This window comes from Streptomyces sp. Inha503 (assembly GCF_047215865.1).
GTDB classification, from domain to species: domain Bacteria; phylum Actinomycetota; class Actinomycetes; order Streptomycetales; family Streptomycetaceae; genus Streptomyces; species Streptomyces lycopersici.
In genome coordinates, this window is the sequence record NZ_CP178360.1 from 11,335,790 (window position 1) to 11,348,863 (window position 13,074).

Annotated in this window: 14 protein-coding genes; 9 read left to right on the forward strand and 5 right to left on the reverse strand. The window is 69.4% G+C overall.

Going from position 1 to position 13,074, the window contains the following annotated elements; genetic code table 11:
- Positions 1 to 53: 53 nt before the first annotated feature.
- The 3 genes from ACJX2R_RS46925 to ACJX2R_RS46935 all read left to right on the forward strand — a co-directional run bounded on the left by ACJX2R_RS46925 (position 54) and on the right by ACJX2R_RS46935 (position 2,623).
- Entirely contained in the window at positions 54 to 611 is a 558-nt protein-coding gene (locus ACJX2R_RS46925) for a TetR/AcrR family transcriptional regulator (RefSeq protein ID WP_413105120.1), read from the forward strand.
- On the forward strand, positions 608 to 1,501 hold the full coding sequence (locus tag ACJX2R_RS46930) for an aldo/keto reductase (RefSeq protein WP_413105121.1): 894 nt from the start codon (positions 608 to 610) through the stop codon (positions 1,499 to 1,501). The genes ACJX2R_RS46925 and ACJX2R_RS46930 overlap by 4 nt, the downstream gene beginning before the upstream one ends.
- Before the next feature lie 102 nt (positions 1,502 to 1,603).
- Positions 1,604 to 2,623 carry an NADPH:quinone reductase gene (locus tag ACJX2R_RS46935; RefSeq protein WP_413105122.1) on the forward strand — a complete coding sequence of 340 codons (1,020 nt, stop codon included), beginning with the start codon at positions 1,604 to 1,606 and terminating at the stop codon, positions 2,621 to 2,623.
- Between the two features lie 28 nt (positions 2,624 to 2,651).
- Here ACJX2R_RS46935 and ACJX2R_RS46940 read toward each other — a convergent pair whose 3' ends face one another.
- A complete protein-coding gene (locus ACJX2R_RS46940) occupies positions 2,652 to 3,269 on the reverse strand; it encodes a TOPRIM nucleotidyl transferase/hydrolase domain-containing protein (RefSeq protein WP_413105123.1) in 618 nt (205 codons plus the stop codon).
- A gap of 500 nt (positions 3,270 to 3,769) precedes the next feature.
- Here ACJX2R_RS46940 and ACJX2R_RS46945 point away from each other — a divergent pair, with 500 nt between their 5' ends.
- Positions 3,770 to 4,576: an IPT/TIG domain-containing protein gene (locus tag ACJX2R_RS46945; RefSeq protein ID WP_413105124.1), complete on the forward strand. Its 807-nt coding sequence runs from the start codon at positions 3,770 to 3,772 to the stop codon at positions 4,574 to 4,576.
- A gap of 19 nt (positions 4,577 to 4,595) precedes the next feature.
- On the opposite strand, the gene ACJX2R_RS46950 is transcribed toward ACJX2R_RS46945, so the two are convergent.
- Positions 4,596 to 6,416 (reverse strand): SpoIIE family protein phosphatase, encoded by a 1,821-nt coding sequence (locus ACJX2R_RS46950; RefSeq protein ID WP_413105125.1) that lies wholly within the window; start codon positions 6,414 to 6,416, stop codon positions 4,596 to 4,598.
- Positions 6,417 to 6,693: 277 nt separating this feature from the next.
- Between ACJX2R_RS46950 and ACJX2R_RS46955 the strand changes: the two genes are divergently transcribed.
- The 3 genes from ACJX2R_RS46955 to ACJX2R_RS46965 are packed head-to-tail and all read left to right on the forward strand — an operon-like array spanning position 6,694 to position 7,425.
- Positions 6,694 to 6,888 (forward strand): hypothetical protein, encoded by a 195-nt coding sequence (locus ACJX2R_RS46955; RefSeq protein ID WP_413105126.1) that lies wholly within the window; start codon positions 6,694 to 6,696, stop codon positions 6,886 to 6,888.
- Positions 6,889 to 6,893: 5 nt separating this feature from the next.
- The gene (locus tag ACJX2R_RS46960) at positions 6,894 to 7,232 is read left to right on the forward strand and encodes an ArsR/SmtB family transcription factor (RefSeq protein ID WP_413105127.1); all 339 of its coding nucleotides are present in this window, start codon (positions 6,894 to 6,896) and stop codon (positions 7,230 to 7,232) included.
- Between the two features lie 40 nt (positions 7,233 to 7,272).
- Positions 7,273 to 7,425 (forward strand): DUF6126 family protein, encoded by a 153-nt coding sequence (locus ACJX2R_RS46965; RefSeq protein WP_413105128.1) that lies wholly within the window; start codon positions 7,273 to 7,275, stop codon positions 7,423 to 7,425.
- Positions 7,426 to 7,519: 94 nt separating this feature from the next.
- Here the strand turns inward: ACJX2R_RS46965 and ACJX2R_RS46970 are convergent, their stop codons facing one another.
- On the reverse strand, positions 7,520 to 8,311 hold the full coding sequence (locus ACJX2R_RS46970) for a class I SAM-dependent methyltransferase (protein ID WP_413105129.1): 792 nt from the start codon (positions 8,309 to 8,311) through the stop codon (positions 7,520 to 7,522).
- A gap of 110 nt (positions 8,312 to 8,421) precedes the next feature.
- Positions 8,422 to 9,198 (reverse strand): alpha/beta fold hydrolase, encoded by a 777-nt coding sequence (locus ACJX2R_RS46975; protein WP_413105130.1) that lies wholly within the window; start codon positions 9,196 to 9,198, stop codon positions 8,422 to 8,424.
- Between the two features lie 208 nt (positions 9,199 to 9,406).
- Between ACJX2R_RS46975 and ACJX2R_RS46980 the strand changes: the two genes are divergently transcribed.
- Positions 9,407 to 10,678, forward strand: a complete 1,272-nt coding sequence (locus tag ACJX2R_RS46980; RefSeq protein ID WP_413105131.1) for a cytochrome P450 — start codon at positions 9,407 to 9,409, stop codon at positions 10,676 to 10,678.
- A 7-nt stretch (positions 10,679 to 10,685) separates the two neighbouring features.
- On the opposite strand, the gene ACJX2R_RS46985 is transcribed toward ACJX2R_RS46980, so the two are convergent.
- On the reverse strand, positions 10,686 to 12,089 hold the full coding sequence (locus tag ACJX2R_RS46985) for an MmgE/PrpD family protein (RefSeq protein WP_413105132.1): 1,404 nt from the start codon (positions 12,087 to 12,089) through the stop codon (positions 10,686 to 10,688).
- A 241-nt stretch (positions 12,090 to 12,330) separates the two neighbouring features.
- Between ACJX2R_RS46985 and ACJX2R_RS46990 the strand changes: the two genes are divergently transcribed.
- Complete coding sequence (locus ACJX2R_RS46990; protein ID WP_262703344.1) at positions 12,331 to 12,618, forward strand: acyl carrier protein; 288 nt, start codon at positions 12,331 to 12,333, stop codon at positions 12,616 to 12,618.
- Positions 12,619 to 13,074: the final 456 nt, after the last annotated feature.

The window sequence follows — 13,074 nt, forward strand, 5'->3', positions numbered from 1 at the left end:
TGTTAGCGTTCTCGCAGCAAGCAGAATCAGTATTCTTTTTGTGGAGGTGTGTGGTGCCGCGGCTCACTGACGCGCGCAAGGAACTCCGGCGTGCCCAGATCGCCGAGGCCGCCGTGCGCTGCTTCGGCCGCAACGGTCTGGAGCGGACCTCGATCGCCGACATCACGGCCGAGTCCGGCCTCTCGGCCGGCTCGATCTATGCGCACTACCGCAACAAGGCCGACCTGGTCCAGGCCGCCGCCCGCGAGGTGCTCGCCCAGCGCGCCGAGGTCCTCGGCGAGTACGCCACGAGCGACACTCCGCCCGGCCCCGATGAACTGCTCACCCGCCTGATCGCCGCGGTCGACCCGGCCGAGGCCCGGGTCGGCGTGCAGACCTGGGGGGAGGCGACCACCGACCCGGCGATTCGCGACATCGTCGTCGACATGACGGACCGGATGCGGGCGATGCTGCACGACTGCGTCACGGCGTGGCTGGTCAAGGCCGAGCATCACGAGCCGGTCGGGGCCCGGGAACGCGCCGCCCCGATCGCTCACCGGGTGATGGCGCTCTACCAGGCCGAACTGCTCTACACCGCCTTGCGATCACCGACCGAGGAGACAGCGTCATGACCACCCCGACCGCTTCGTTCGCGGGCCGCGCGGTTACCCGGATCGGCTACGGCGCGTTGCAGCTCGAGCGCCTGCACGACCGCCGCGGCGAGGCCGTCGCGCTGCTGCGCCGCGCGATCGAACTGGGCGTCGACCATGTGGACACCGCCGAGTTCTACGGTTTCGGTTTCGCCAACGACGTGATCCGCGAGGCGCTGCGCCCCGAGGACGACGTCCTGGTCGTCACGAAGGTCGGCGCCGACCCCGACCCGGGCGGGCAGCTGCCGTTGCGTCTGGCACAACGGCCCGAGCAACTGCGCGCCAGTGTCGAGGACAACCTGCGTAGCCTCGGCGTCGACCGGCTCCCGGTGGTCAACCTCCGCCGCCTGGACACCGGCCCCGGGCTGCGCCCCGAGGGCGACCAGGTCGTCGACCTCGATGACCAGCTCGCGACGATGACCGCCCTGCGCGACGAGGGCAAGATCGGCGCGATCGGCCTGAGCAGCGTCACCCTCGACGGCCTGCGCCGCGCCCTGCCGGCCGGCATCGCCTGCGTGCAGAACGCGTACGGTCTCGCCTCCCGCGACGACGAGGACATGCTCGAACTGTGCGCGGCCGAGGACATCGCCTGGGTGCCGTTCTTCCCGCTCGGCGGGGCCTTCCCGGGCCTGCCCAAGGTCACCGGGGAACCGGCCGTTCAGGCCGTGGCCGAGTCCCTGGGCGTCACGCCCTCCCAGGTCGGCCTCGCCTGGCTGCTGCACCACGCCCCGAACGTGCTGCTCATCCCCGGCACCGCCGACGCCGTCCACCTCGAGGCCAACATGGCGGTCGGCGAGATCACCTTCGACGCCGCGACCCTCGCCACCCTCGATGCCATCGAGTCCCGCTCCAACGAGGCCCCCCTCGGCTGACCGGACCAAACGCGACCAAGGTCGCGACCATACGCCGGACGCCCTGACGGAACGCCGGGCCGCGCCGGTAAACCCCGCTCCACCAGGCTCTGAGGACGGATCATGAAGGCCATCATCTACCGCGACAACGGTGACCCCGACGTTCTTCGGCTCGTCGACCGCGACCTGCCCGCGCCCGGCCCCGGCGAGGTTCGCGTCCGGATCGCCGTGTCCGGGATCAACCCGACCGACTGGAAGGCCCGCTCCGGCGCCGCAGGCCCCAAGCGCTTCCCCGAGGTCACCCCGCACCTCGATGGCGCCGGCACGATCGACGCCGTGGGTGAGGGGGTCGACCGGAGCCGGGTCGGCCAGCGGGTCTGGCTGTTCCTGGCCGCAGCCGGGCGGCCCACCGGTACCGCCGCCGAGTTCACCGTCGTGCCCGCCGAGCGGGCCGTGCCGCTGCCCGACGAGGCCGGTTTCGACGTCGGCGCCTCACTCGGCGTCCCCGCGCTCACCGCGCACCGTGCGCTCACCGTCGCCGAGGACGGGCCGCGCCGTCTGCGGCCCGGGGCGCTCGACGGGAAGGTGGTGCTCGCCGCGGGCGGGGCCGGGGCGGTCGGGCACGCGGTGATCCAGCTCGCCCGCTGGGCCGGCGCCACCGTGATCGCCACGATCAGCGGCCCGGAGAAGGCCCGGCTGGCCACCGCCGCCGGGGCCCACCACGTGATCAACTATCGCGAGGGCGACCCGGCCGCCGAGATCCGCGAGATCGCCCCGGACGGCGTCGACATCGTCGCCGAGGTGGCGCTGGGCGCCAACCTCGCACTGGACATGGCCGTGCTGCGGACCCGCGGCACGATCTCGACCTACGGCAACGACGGTGGCCGGCCGGTCGAGCTGGACGTGATGCGGAACATGGTGCTGAACACACGCTTCCAGTTCGTGGTCCTCTACACGGTCGGTTCAGAGCCGCTCGCCGCGGCCGTTGAGGACGTCGCCGCCGCGGTGCGCGCCGGCGCGCTGCCGGTCGGCGAGGAGCACGGCCTGCCGCTGGTCCGCTTTCCGCTCGACCGCACCGCCGACGCACACCGGGCGGTGGAGAGCGGCGCGATCGGCAAGGTCCTGGTGGACGTGGCGTCGTGACGTCCGGTCGGCCACGGCTTCCCGAGGGTCAGAGGCTGGTGAGCAGGGCGTCGAGTGGCGCGGGTACGCGGCCGCCGTCGAGCGCCTCGACGAGGACGCGGCCGTAGTGGATCTTCCGCCCCTTCTTCGTACCCAGGAAGCGCCGCAACTGCTGCTGTGAGGTGCGGCCCCGCTGTGCGGGCTGGCACAGGAAGGTCTGGAGGGCGCGCAGGTCGCCCTCCGCCCGGACGAGCTCCGCCACCTGTGTCACGCCCAGGGCGCGGATGAGCTCGTCCTCCAGATCCGCCGCACAGACGAAGAACTCCTGCCGCGCCGCGCCGGCCCGCTCCAGCCCGCGGGCGTAGAAGCGGCGCTCCGCCTCGTCGCACAGTCCGGTGAGGCGGAGGCCCAGACCGGGCGGCCCGAGGAGACGGGCGAAGCGTCCGACGCTCATCGCGCCGCCCATCGGCAGGACGCAGACTCCCTCGGCCGCCAGGTCCCGGCCGTGGCGGGCGGCCAGCGCGCTGACCGCCGCGGCGTCGCTCGGCCCTTCGAGCAGGACGACCACCCGGACGGGCAGCCGCGCGGCCAGCTCGCGCGCGGGCTCGTCGGGGCCACCGGCCGCCCACGCGGTGACCGCTTCCCGGAACGCCCCCATGTCGGCCATGAGACGAGTCTCCGGCCCTTCCGGCCGCCACGCCAGGGAATTTCTCCTACCCCGATTCCTTCGCGGAGCACGCGGTACGTCACAGCTGCGCCATCTACTCTGTGAACGAGTGGCGCACTCCGGAGTACGGGACATCCTTACGGGATATTGCATATAGTCATGTGAGCTCCAAGCGACCCTTCACCGCGCCTATCGCGCTTATCGCGTTTTGGGTTCACTCGCATCGAGTGAGATTTTCGGCACCGGAGTGACCCCGGCGCCCATCCAACCCGTTCTGTGCACGACTCGCCCTCCCACGGCACCGTCGCCCAAGCGAGCCTCGTCCCATGTCGTCACACCAGTCATGTGGTGCCCGCTGAGGGGCCTGCGGCCCTGGACCGCAACGGTCCATCAGCCCGTCTCGCGATGTCACCGCTTTCCCTCTATGTCGACGGGATCCGGTCCGGCCCGCCCCGGCGCCCGCTCCGCAGGGCAACACCCCTCAAAAGGAGAACGCTGTCATGGCAACCATCACGTCGCTGGTGGATACGGCGACCAGCACCAACCAGGGCAAGACCGGCGACACCGTCAACATCAACGGCTCCGCGTTGGGCACGACCGTCTCGGTGAACTTCGCCGGTGCCGTGGTCTCTCCGACGTCCGTCTCCAACTCCCTGGTCACCTTCGTGATTCCCGCTACCGTCCCGTGCTTGGGCCAGATCCAGGTCAGCACCAACCTGTCGAACGGGGCCAAGAGCAACGCGCTGCCGTTTTTCATGATTGCCGCGCCGACCACCACCTCGTCGAGCCCGGCGTGCCTGCCTTCCGGCGGTGGCTCGCTCACGGTCTTCGGCACCGGCTTCGCGGCCGGGGGCATCGTGCAGGTGGGCAGCCTCACCCCGGTCGCGTTCGCCGCGGGCGGCAACAACACCCAGGTCACCGTCACCGCTCCGGCCCACACCCCGGCCGGCTGCACGGACACCCAGCAGATCACGGTCGCCACCCCCGGTGGGACCGGCACCGCGGGCGCCACCCAGATCGACTACTACAACCCACCGGTGCTGACCGGCACCACGCTGACCCCCGATACGGGCACGGCGGGGACTCAGACCACCATCACCGGTGGCTCCTGCCTCGTCGGCATCACCGACGTGACGTTCACCGACTCGGCAACCGCCGTCTTCCCGGGCCTGTCTTTCACCTCCATCGACGCCACCTCCTTCGTCACCACGGTGCCCGTCGCGGCGGCCACGGGCGCCGGAACCTTCACGGTCACCACATGCGGTGGCACCTCCGGTCCCTCCTCCGCCTTCACCGTCACTCCCTGAGCCACCGTAGTGACCAGCGTCAGTCCCGCTCACGGCAATCCGGCGGGAGGGCCTTGTCCGGCCAGAGCGGGCTCCGGCCGGCAGTCCCTCGGGCAGCGTGCGTGGGCAGGCTGTGTTCGAACCAGACGGTCCTTCCCGCGGGTGTGGGGGTGCAGCCCCATCGGGTCGCGAGTTTGTGGATGAGGGTGACGCCTCGCTCGGATGCGTCCGTGTCCGTGTCCGTGTCCGTGTCCGTGCCCGCGGGGTGCGGGAGTGCGGGCGCCACCTGGCTGTCGTCGGTGACTTCGCACAGAAGTGTGTCGGTGTGCACCAGGCGTAGCCCGATCGGATTCGAGGTGTGGCGGGCCGCGTTGGTGAGGAGTTCACCGGCCAGGAGTTGGGTGGTGTCACAGATGTCGCGCAGGCCCCATGCCGTGAGGGTGTCGCGAACGAGCCCGCGGGCGACGCGTACCTGCTCCGGCCGCGGCGGGAAGCGCCAGGTGGCGATTCTGTCGTGGGGAATGCCATGGAGGCGGGCCATGAGGACGCTGGCGTCGTCGTGGCGCTGTCGCCGTAGGAGGGCGTCGCATGCTTCCTCCAGCGAAAGATGGGGTGTGGTGAGGCTGCGGCGCACGGCGAAGAGCCCCTCCTCGATGTCCTGCTCCCGGGTCTCCACCAGGCCGTCGGTGCACATGACGAGGAGGCTGCCGGAGTCGATGGGCAGCTCCAAAGTGTCGAAGGCGGTACTCCCCACACCGATCGGTGCGCTGACGGGCACCTCGAGCAGTTCGTCCTTGCCGTCAGGGCTCACCAGAATGGGCGGAAGGTGCCCGGCGCTGGCGAAGGTGACCCGGCGGGGGAGGGGGTCATAGATGCCGTACAGGCAGGTGGCCAGGGTGGTGTGGCTGAGTCCTTGGGCGAATTGATCAAGGCGGAGCAGCAACTGTGCCGGGGGAAGGTCCAAGGTGGCGAGGGTTCTGACGGCGGTGCGCAGCTGGCCCATGGCCACGGCCGCGTGCAGTCCGTGACCTTCCACGTCGCCGATGACCAGGCCGACCCGGTGGCCGGGCAGCGGGATGGCGTCCAGCCAGTCGCCGCCCACCTGGGTTGCGTGGCTGTACGGGTGGTAGCGGTAGGCGATTTCCACGCCTGGGAGGCGGGGCGGCAGTATGGGCTGGAGGCTGCGCCGCAGCACGGCTGAGGTTCTGGCCTGGTGGCGGTAGAGGCAGGCGTTGTGCAGGGACAGGGCCGCCCGCTGGGCCATCTGCTGGCAGGCGGCCAGGTCGGCCGGGATGAATGGGGGGCGCTCGGGTTTGCGTCCGAAGATCAGGAAACCGAGGACCGAGTCCCGTGCCGTCAGCGGTACCAGCATGACGGAGGAGCCCGTGAGCACCGACCGGGCGGATGGGCTGTCGAGCTCGGCCGGCAGCTTGAGCAGGACGTCCTGGTCGACCCGGGGGATGAGGACGGGCTCGATGAGTGTGAGAAACCTGGCCATGGCGGTGCCGGACGGGTAGACGAAGGTCTGTTCCGCCTGGAGTTCCGCCCCGTGGCCGAGGCCGTCATCGTGGACTGCGGCCACGCGGTGCATCACTGGGGAGGCGTGCGGACTCCGTGTGGTGGAGTCGTCTTCTGATGTGGTGACGTGGTCGTGGAGATGGACCGAAGCGAAGTCGGCGAACCCGGGGACGGCCGAGGCGGCCAGTACGCGGGCCGCGTGGCCGACGTTCAACGTCGTGCCGATGTCGCTGATCGCCCTGTGGAGGAAGGCCAGCCTGGCCGTCTCGCCTTCCATGTGTGCGTCGGCCGTATCGTGCCAGCCGGGGGCGGTGCCGTTCGGAGCACTTTGTGGCGCCTGCAACTAGGCCCCCTTGACGTGGTGTCGGGCAGCGGTGGCGCCCATATGACGACGAGGAGAACGGCGACCGGTGCGCCATCTGTATAAGGCCCTTATCGCCGCGAAGACTGTATCTCCTGAATCGCTCCGAGGCGGCCACTCACAGGAGTGATTTCACGGGGCTGGAGATGACGCACATCACCGTGGTGGATCGCGTAGCCCGCGCGGCCATGGACTACTCTTGAAGAGTTCTTCAATTTACTAACTTCGGTGGAGCGCGGCCATCGGGGAGGAGGCCCGGATGGGCAGACCCGTATTCGCCGAGGCGCTGCTGGAGCGGGTGCGCCAGGCGCGAGGGGCTCTGGAGGCGGCGCTGGAGTCCGAGGACGTCTATGCGGTGGCGGTGGCCCAGGACGAGCTGGACGACGCGGTGCGGGTGGCGCGGCAGCTCGGGGTCGACGTCGACGAAGACGAGACGGAAGCGGAAGAGGGGTGATCCGGATGTCTGCGCCCCTTTATGAGACGAAGGCCGAGTTCTTCCGGATGCTGGGCCACCCGGTACGTATCCGGGTTCTGGAGCTGCTCCAGGACGGACCGAAGCCGGTGCGGGACCTGCTGGCGGCGATCGAGGTCGAGCCGTCGAACCTGTCGCAGCAGCTGGCCGTGTTGCGCCGCTCTGGGATCGTGACCGCGACGCGTACCGGTTCGACGGTGGTCTACGCGCTGGCGGGCGGCGATGTGGCGGAGCTGCTCGCCGCCGCGCGGCGGATCCTGGCCGTGTTGCTGGCGGGCCGACAGGACTTGCTGGACGAACTGCGGGCGGCGGAGACACCACAGTGACCGGCACTGGCGGTTCCACACACAGCAGGGAGTTGACACGGTGAGCAAGACTGAGAACGGCGCGGGCCCGGACGACGAGAGCTGGAAGGAACGCGGCATCAGGCTGCGCGTCTTCATCTACGTCTTCGCCACCCACATCATCGCGGGGTTCGTGATGCTCTTGTTCTACCTGGGCGAGCACGCCGAGAAGTAGAAGGCGCCGGCCCGTCTACGACGGCCGTCTTCCCTGGCCCTGTGCGGCCCGCAGGCCGGCCAGCAACTCGCTGAACCATGCACGGGAATCATCCTCAGGCGCGGGTGGCAGCGACGGCCAGGGTCGCGTACCGCATGGGGAAACTGCCGCCGTGGGTGTCGACCGCGTCGCCCATGGCGGCCAGAAGTTCGTCGCGTTTGCCGGATGGGAGCCGGGTGTAGGCGCTCAGCGTGGGGAGGACATCGAGCCATTCGTCGCGGGTGTAGGTGCGCTCCCAGTCGAAGCGCAGGAAGTCCGGTTCGGCGAAGCCACCCGCTTCCCGGATGTTGTTGCCCGCTTTGGTCACGCTCCTGGTACAGGACTCGAACGTCGAGGTGGAGTTCTTGAGGAGCGTCGTGTTTTCGGGGAACATGCGCCGGTTGATCTCGAGGAACGCCTGGGCGAGCTCCCTTGGGGTTTCGCTGGCGTTCCAGAAGATGGTGAGTCGGCCACCGGGGCGCAGGGCGGTCGCCGCCTTGGCCGCCCCGGCCAGCGGGTCAATCCAGTGCCAGGTCCGGCCCGCCACGACGGCGTCGAACAAGCGGCCGGCGGGGTCCCAGTCCTCGAAGGTGGACACCTCGACGTCGAGCCCGCGCGAGCGGGCGTATGCGGCCGAGCGCTCGTCGGGTTCGACGCCGAGGACCTGGCAGCCGGTCTCCTGCAAAAGGCGGGCGACGACGCCGGTACCGCAGCCGACGTCGACCGCGGTGGCCGGAGCGGAGCTGGTGATGGCCTCGATCAGGGCCGGGGGAAAGCTTGTGCGGGCGCGGTCATAGCGCTCGGCGTCGGCCCCGTAGGACTCGGCCATCTCGCGGTGCTGGTGGAACATGCCGCTCGAAGTGGACATGCGCACACGCTAAGGGCCGCATGCCCACCGGTCAACGCCGACGATCTCGTTCTGCCCGCCGGTACCGTCCAACCAGGGCAGCGGCACAGGGACGAGGCCGCAGGCGGGGTTCACTTGAGGAAATCGGCCGCCCGCTGGCCCCATGTGCGGAGGTCGGCGCGGGTCTCGGACACGTGCAGGGTCGAGCCGGGGATCGCGGCGGCGAGCGTCTCCGACAGGGACACCGGGTGGCCCGGGTCGCCTGCCCAGGCGAGGATCAGCGTCGGCTGGGTGATCCGCGCGATGACGTCCTGCGGCGGCAGGTCGCTGAGGCCCGCCCCGAGCAGGACGGCCGGAAGCAATTCCGCCGTGACGTCCGGGGTGGGCGGAAAGCCCTCCACCTCCGCGAATATGGGCGGCACCGGGGCCTTCGCCAGGACCTTGGCCAGGGCCTCCACCCCTTTCTGCTCTGCGTAGTCCGCGAGTTGCCGGTACACATCGCCCTGCGCGGCTCGTGCCTCCCAGGCCGTCGGAGACGCGGTGAGCACGAGCCGGTCGAAGCGCTCCGGATCGGTCGTCACGGCGTGCAGCAGCGCTCCGGTGCCCATCGAGCAGCCGATCGCCGACACGGGCGCCGCCGGGGAGAAGTGCCGGGCGAGCTCCATCATGTCCTCGCCCTGCGACTTCCACGAGTAGTCGGCCGGTTCGCCGGTCCCTTCGGACTCGCCGTGGCCACGGGCGTCGTAGGAGATGAGGCGGCGGCCGGCGGAGGTCACCACGGAGTAGTCGGTCAGGTTCGCCCGCCGTTCGGAGGCCCGGCTGCCGCACAGCCCATGGGCGTTGAGGACGATCGGGCCGGAGCCCTCGTCGGAGTAGGCGAAGCGGATTCCCCGCAGACTTACCGTCACTGTTCTGCCTTTCGAGTGTCGGCCACCCCCGTCGAGGACGATCTTAGAGCGCGGTGGGAAAGGCGCCGATGCCGGAGAACGACCGGGCGTCCGCGGCCGGGTGACAGGACACTCCCGGCGTCGGACTTGCGTCATGCAAGCAGCGTATACAGTGCAGTTGCGACAGATGTGATCATCATCGGCCAGGTAGCAAGGAGGCTCATCCCCCGTGAAAGCCACCCCGCGGAACACCAACCCGCAGCGGCCGATCCCGCCGGAGATATTCGAGCGCAACGGCTGCCCCTTCGACCCGCCCGCCGCCATGATGGCCTTGCACGACCGCGGCCCGGTGACCCGGATCGACCTGCTCAACGGTGCCCACGCCTGGATCGTCTCCGGCTACGAGGAGGTGCGCGCCGTACTCGGCGACGCCCGCTTCAGCTCCGACCGCCTCCGCTACCCGAGCACATTGAGCATGTCACCCGAGGAAGTGGCCAACCGCCAGGCCCAGCCGGGCGGGCAGTGTCCCGTCGCCCCGCAGGAGCGCAAGGACGGCATGTTCATCTTCATGGACGCGCCCCAACACCCGCGGCTGCGGCGGCTGCTGTCCGGTCAGTTCACCGTCAAGCGCATGAAACACCTGGAAGACCATGTCCGTGACTTAGCGGTGCGGCTCATCGACGCGATGCGGGCCGACGGCACACAGGCCGACCTGGTCAAGGCCTTCGCGCTGCCGCTCCCGTCGCTGGTGATCTGTGAACTGCTCGGCGTCGACTACGCCGACCGCACCGAGTTCCACCACCGCACCGCGATCGCCCTGGACCTGTCACGCCCCAGCGAAGAACGCCGGCGGGCCAGCGGCGAGCTGCGCCAGTTCATGGCCAAGCTGGTGGGCGCCAAACGCAAGCAGCCGGGCGACGACATCATCTCCGGGCTGATCCACGACGACTACGACCCGCCGCTGACCGACCGGCAGTTGGTCGACATGGCCACCACCCTGCTCAGCGCCGGCCACGAGACCACCGCCAACATGCTCGCCCTGAGCGCCTTCGCGCTGCTGGAAAACCCCGACCAACTCAGCCGCGTACGCGACGACCCGGCCGTGCTGGACAACGGGGTCGAAGAACTACTGCGCTACCTGTCGGTCTTCCACAATGGCCCGACACGGTTCGCCACCGAGGACCTGACCGTCGGCGGCGTCACCATCCCGGCCGGCGACACCGTCGTCATGGCCGTACCGGTCGCCAACCGCGACGAGCAGCGCTGGCCCGAGCCCGACCGCCTCGACCTCACCCGCCCCCGAACGTCCCACCTCGCCTTCGGCCACGGCGCCCACCTGTGCCTGGGCCAGCAACTCGCCCGGGTCGAGCTGCGCACGGGCCTCGCGGAGCTGATCACCCGCCTGCCTGGGCTCCGGCTCACGACCCCGGCGAGCGAGATCCCACTGCGCGAGCAAATGGTCGTCTACGGCGTTCACTCGCTGCCCGTCGCCTGGAACTGACGGCACCTCAACGCTTGGTCGAGGTTCGGTCGGTGAGTTCGCGGATTGATTCGAGCGTCTCGATGCGCCGCACCAGGCCGATGATTTCGCGGGCGCGGTCGGCGCCGAGGATGGGGCTGACGAGGCCGACGAACTTGGCTTTCAGGGTCTCCCACTGGCGAGGCAGCTCATTGTCGGGCTTGACGGCCAGCGCGTTGACGCGCGCCTTCAGCTCCTCGCCGTCTCGCAGCCGTACCCGGACCTCGGTCGGCATGGTTATATTGCGGACACGCGTGACCGGCGTGACCCGGACGCGACCGCGGAGGGCGGCCATGGTGGGGTCCTGGATCCTCTCCTCGGTCAGCGCGGAGGGTCCCGTCGCGCTTCCCGCGAGGGCCAGCGCCGCGGCGTAGCGGATACTGAACATCCCTTCGACGCTGGTCCGGGGTTCCACGATGTCGCACACCTCCAGGTGCTGGGCGGAGACGAACACCTCGGCTTCGTCGACATCGTCGGCGGAGAACGCGTGCCGCTCCCTCAGGAACTGGAAGCCCTCGATCGCGGAGTGCGTGGCGCCGCACAGCGCGTGTGGCTTGAACACGAGCCACTCGACGGCCAGCCGTTGGCGCAGCGACGTTCCCGGGCCCGTCGGCTTGAAGTCGGCGGGCCCGTTGTTGTGCGTGGCGGCGAATCCCTGCGGCGCCTCGAGAATGGTGGTGTCCCCGGTGTAACCCGCTTCCGCCAGCCGGGCCGACAGGATTCCGACCGCTGCCGCGTTCCCGATGTTCAGGTGCTTCGACATCGTCCCGAAGCTCGCCCGTAAGCCCGACGCCTGGGTTCCGGCGATCCCCAGCGCGTGCCGCAGCCGCGTCGTATCCAGTTCGAGAAGGCGGCCCGCGCCCATCGCCGCGCCGAACGCGCCGAAGGTGCTGCTGCCATGGTAGCCGCGGTCGTACGAGGCGTTGCCGCACGCGACGGCGACCATCTTTCTGGCCTCATGGCCGAAGAGCATCGCCTGGATGGTCGTCGGTCCGTCCTTGTCCAGCTCCTCGGCCAGGGCGAACACGGCGGGAAGGATGACGGCCGACGGGTGGCCGCCGATGCTCATGTCGTCGTAGTCCAGCGCGTGAGCGGCGATGCCGCCCGCCAGCGCCGTCTGTCGCGCCGTCAGCCGGTGTGGAGTGCCGATCACTTGGGCCGCGGGGCTGCCGCCCTCGGCCGTCAGGAGCTGTTGGATCGCGCGGGCTGAGGGCTCCTGCGCCCCGGCGATGCTGACCCCGAGCCAGTCGAGCACGGCGTGCCGCGCTCGCTCGATCACCCGCTCGGTCAGCTCCCGCGATGAGATCTTGCTGACCTCGGACACCAGGTGCTCGGTGTAACCGGTCTCGGCCGCCGAGGGGGCGGAGGCCGTGGTCACTGTCCGGCCGGTCATCGCTTCCACCCTCTGTCGCTCCGCTCTGCCCGGTGGGCTCGTGCCACGTCGGCCACCCGCCGTGGCGGAGACACCAACATCCGTATACGGCATGCCATTTAAGCATGTGATACGATCATGCCGCCCGACTGGCGGTGTATTCCGCGCGGCTCGACACGAAGCCGTGTTACGGAGTCCGGGGGCGCCGCGCATCCACGACGTACCGATCGACAAGCGTCTGCGTAATACCGAAGGGGCCGGAATGGAAGCGCGTACCGCTACCCTCACCGAAATCCGCGACTGGCTGACGGATTACCTCGCGGCGAAGCTGGAGCGCTCGCCCGAGGAGATGGACACTACCGAGAACCTCATGCATTCCGGAGTGGACTCGCTGACAATGGTCGCGCTCGGTCTGAGTATCGAGGAGACGTTCGAGTTCGAGATCGAGCCGGACTTCTTCAGCCGTTTTTCCACCATCGACGAGGTGGCCAAGGCGTTGCACGACCGGGTGCACTCCAGCGCTCAGGAGGCGGGCGGCGACGCCGTCTGACCGTCGCCGGTATGTCCTAAATCGCGCGATTGTGCGCCGTCCCGAACCCGAAGATCACCAGTGTTAGATGGACCACATTGATTGTCCATCAACCGGTCGATACGGTGCGTTCATGGTCCAGTTAAGTGAGGATTTGGATGGTTGCCAAGTCGCGCTGTCCACTTCGTTGAACCGGGTACGCGGCGGGGTGCGGGCGAGGCTGCTCGACCCCGGATGGATTCCTCCGCGTCAACGCCCGCAGCAGATCGGCATATACATTCTCGGATCCTGATTTCGAGCGCCGATTCCACTGCGGCATGCTCAGATCCCCGGTTCGTGGCGACGTCCTGGGTGAACTGTTCGATGCCGACCGTAGATACGGCGATCGTCTTGGCGGTCCCGCCAACGCTCTGACACACAGGACAAGGTCGCGCTATGTCTTCCGAGCATCATGGTCGTCATGACAACGTTGTAGCG

Coding starts and splice junctions, on each gene's coding strand:
- ACJX2R_RS46930 (WP_413105121.1), top strand. CDS start 608: ATGACCACCCCGACCGCTTCGTTCGCGGGCCGCGCGGTTACCCGGATC.
- ACJX2R_RS46935 (WP_413105122.1), top strand. CDS start 1,604: ATGAAGGCCATCATCTACCGCGACAACGGTGACCCCGACGTTCTTCGG.
- ACJX2R_RS46940 (WP_413105123.1), bottom strand. CDS start 3,269: ATGGCCGACATGGGGGCGTTCCGGGAAGCGGTCACCGCGTGGGCGGCC.
- ACJX2R_RS46945 (WP_413105124.1), top strand. CDS start 3,770: ATGGCAACCATCACGTCGCTGGTGGATACGGCGACCAGCACCAACCAG.
- ACJX2R_RS46955 (WP_413105126.1), top strand. CDS start 6,694: ATGGGCAGACCCGTATTCGCCGAGGCGCTGCTGGAGCGGGTGCGCCAG.
- ACJX2R_RS46960 (WP_413105127.1), top strand. CDS start 6,894: ATGTCTGCGCCCCTTTATGAGACGAAGGCCGAGTTCTTCCGGATGCTG.
- ACJX2R_RS46970 (WP_413105129.1), bottom strand. CDS start 8,311: ATGTCCACTTCGAGCGGCATGTTCCACCAGCACCGCGAGATGGCCGAG.
- ACJX2R_RS46985 (WP_413105132.1), bottom strand. CDS start 12,089: ATGACCGGCCGGACAGTGACCACGGCCTCCGCCCCCTCGGCGGCCGAG.
- ACJX2R_RS46990 (WP_262703344.1), top strand. CDS start 12,331: ATGGAAGCGCGTACCGCTACCCTCACCGAAATCCGCGACTGGCTGACG.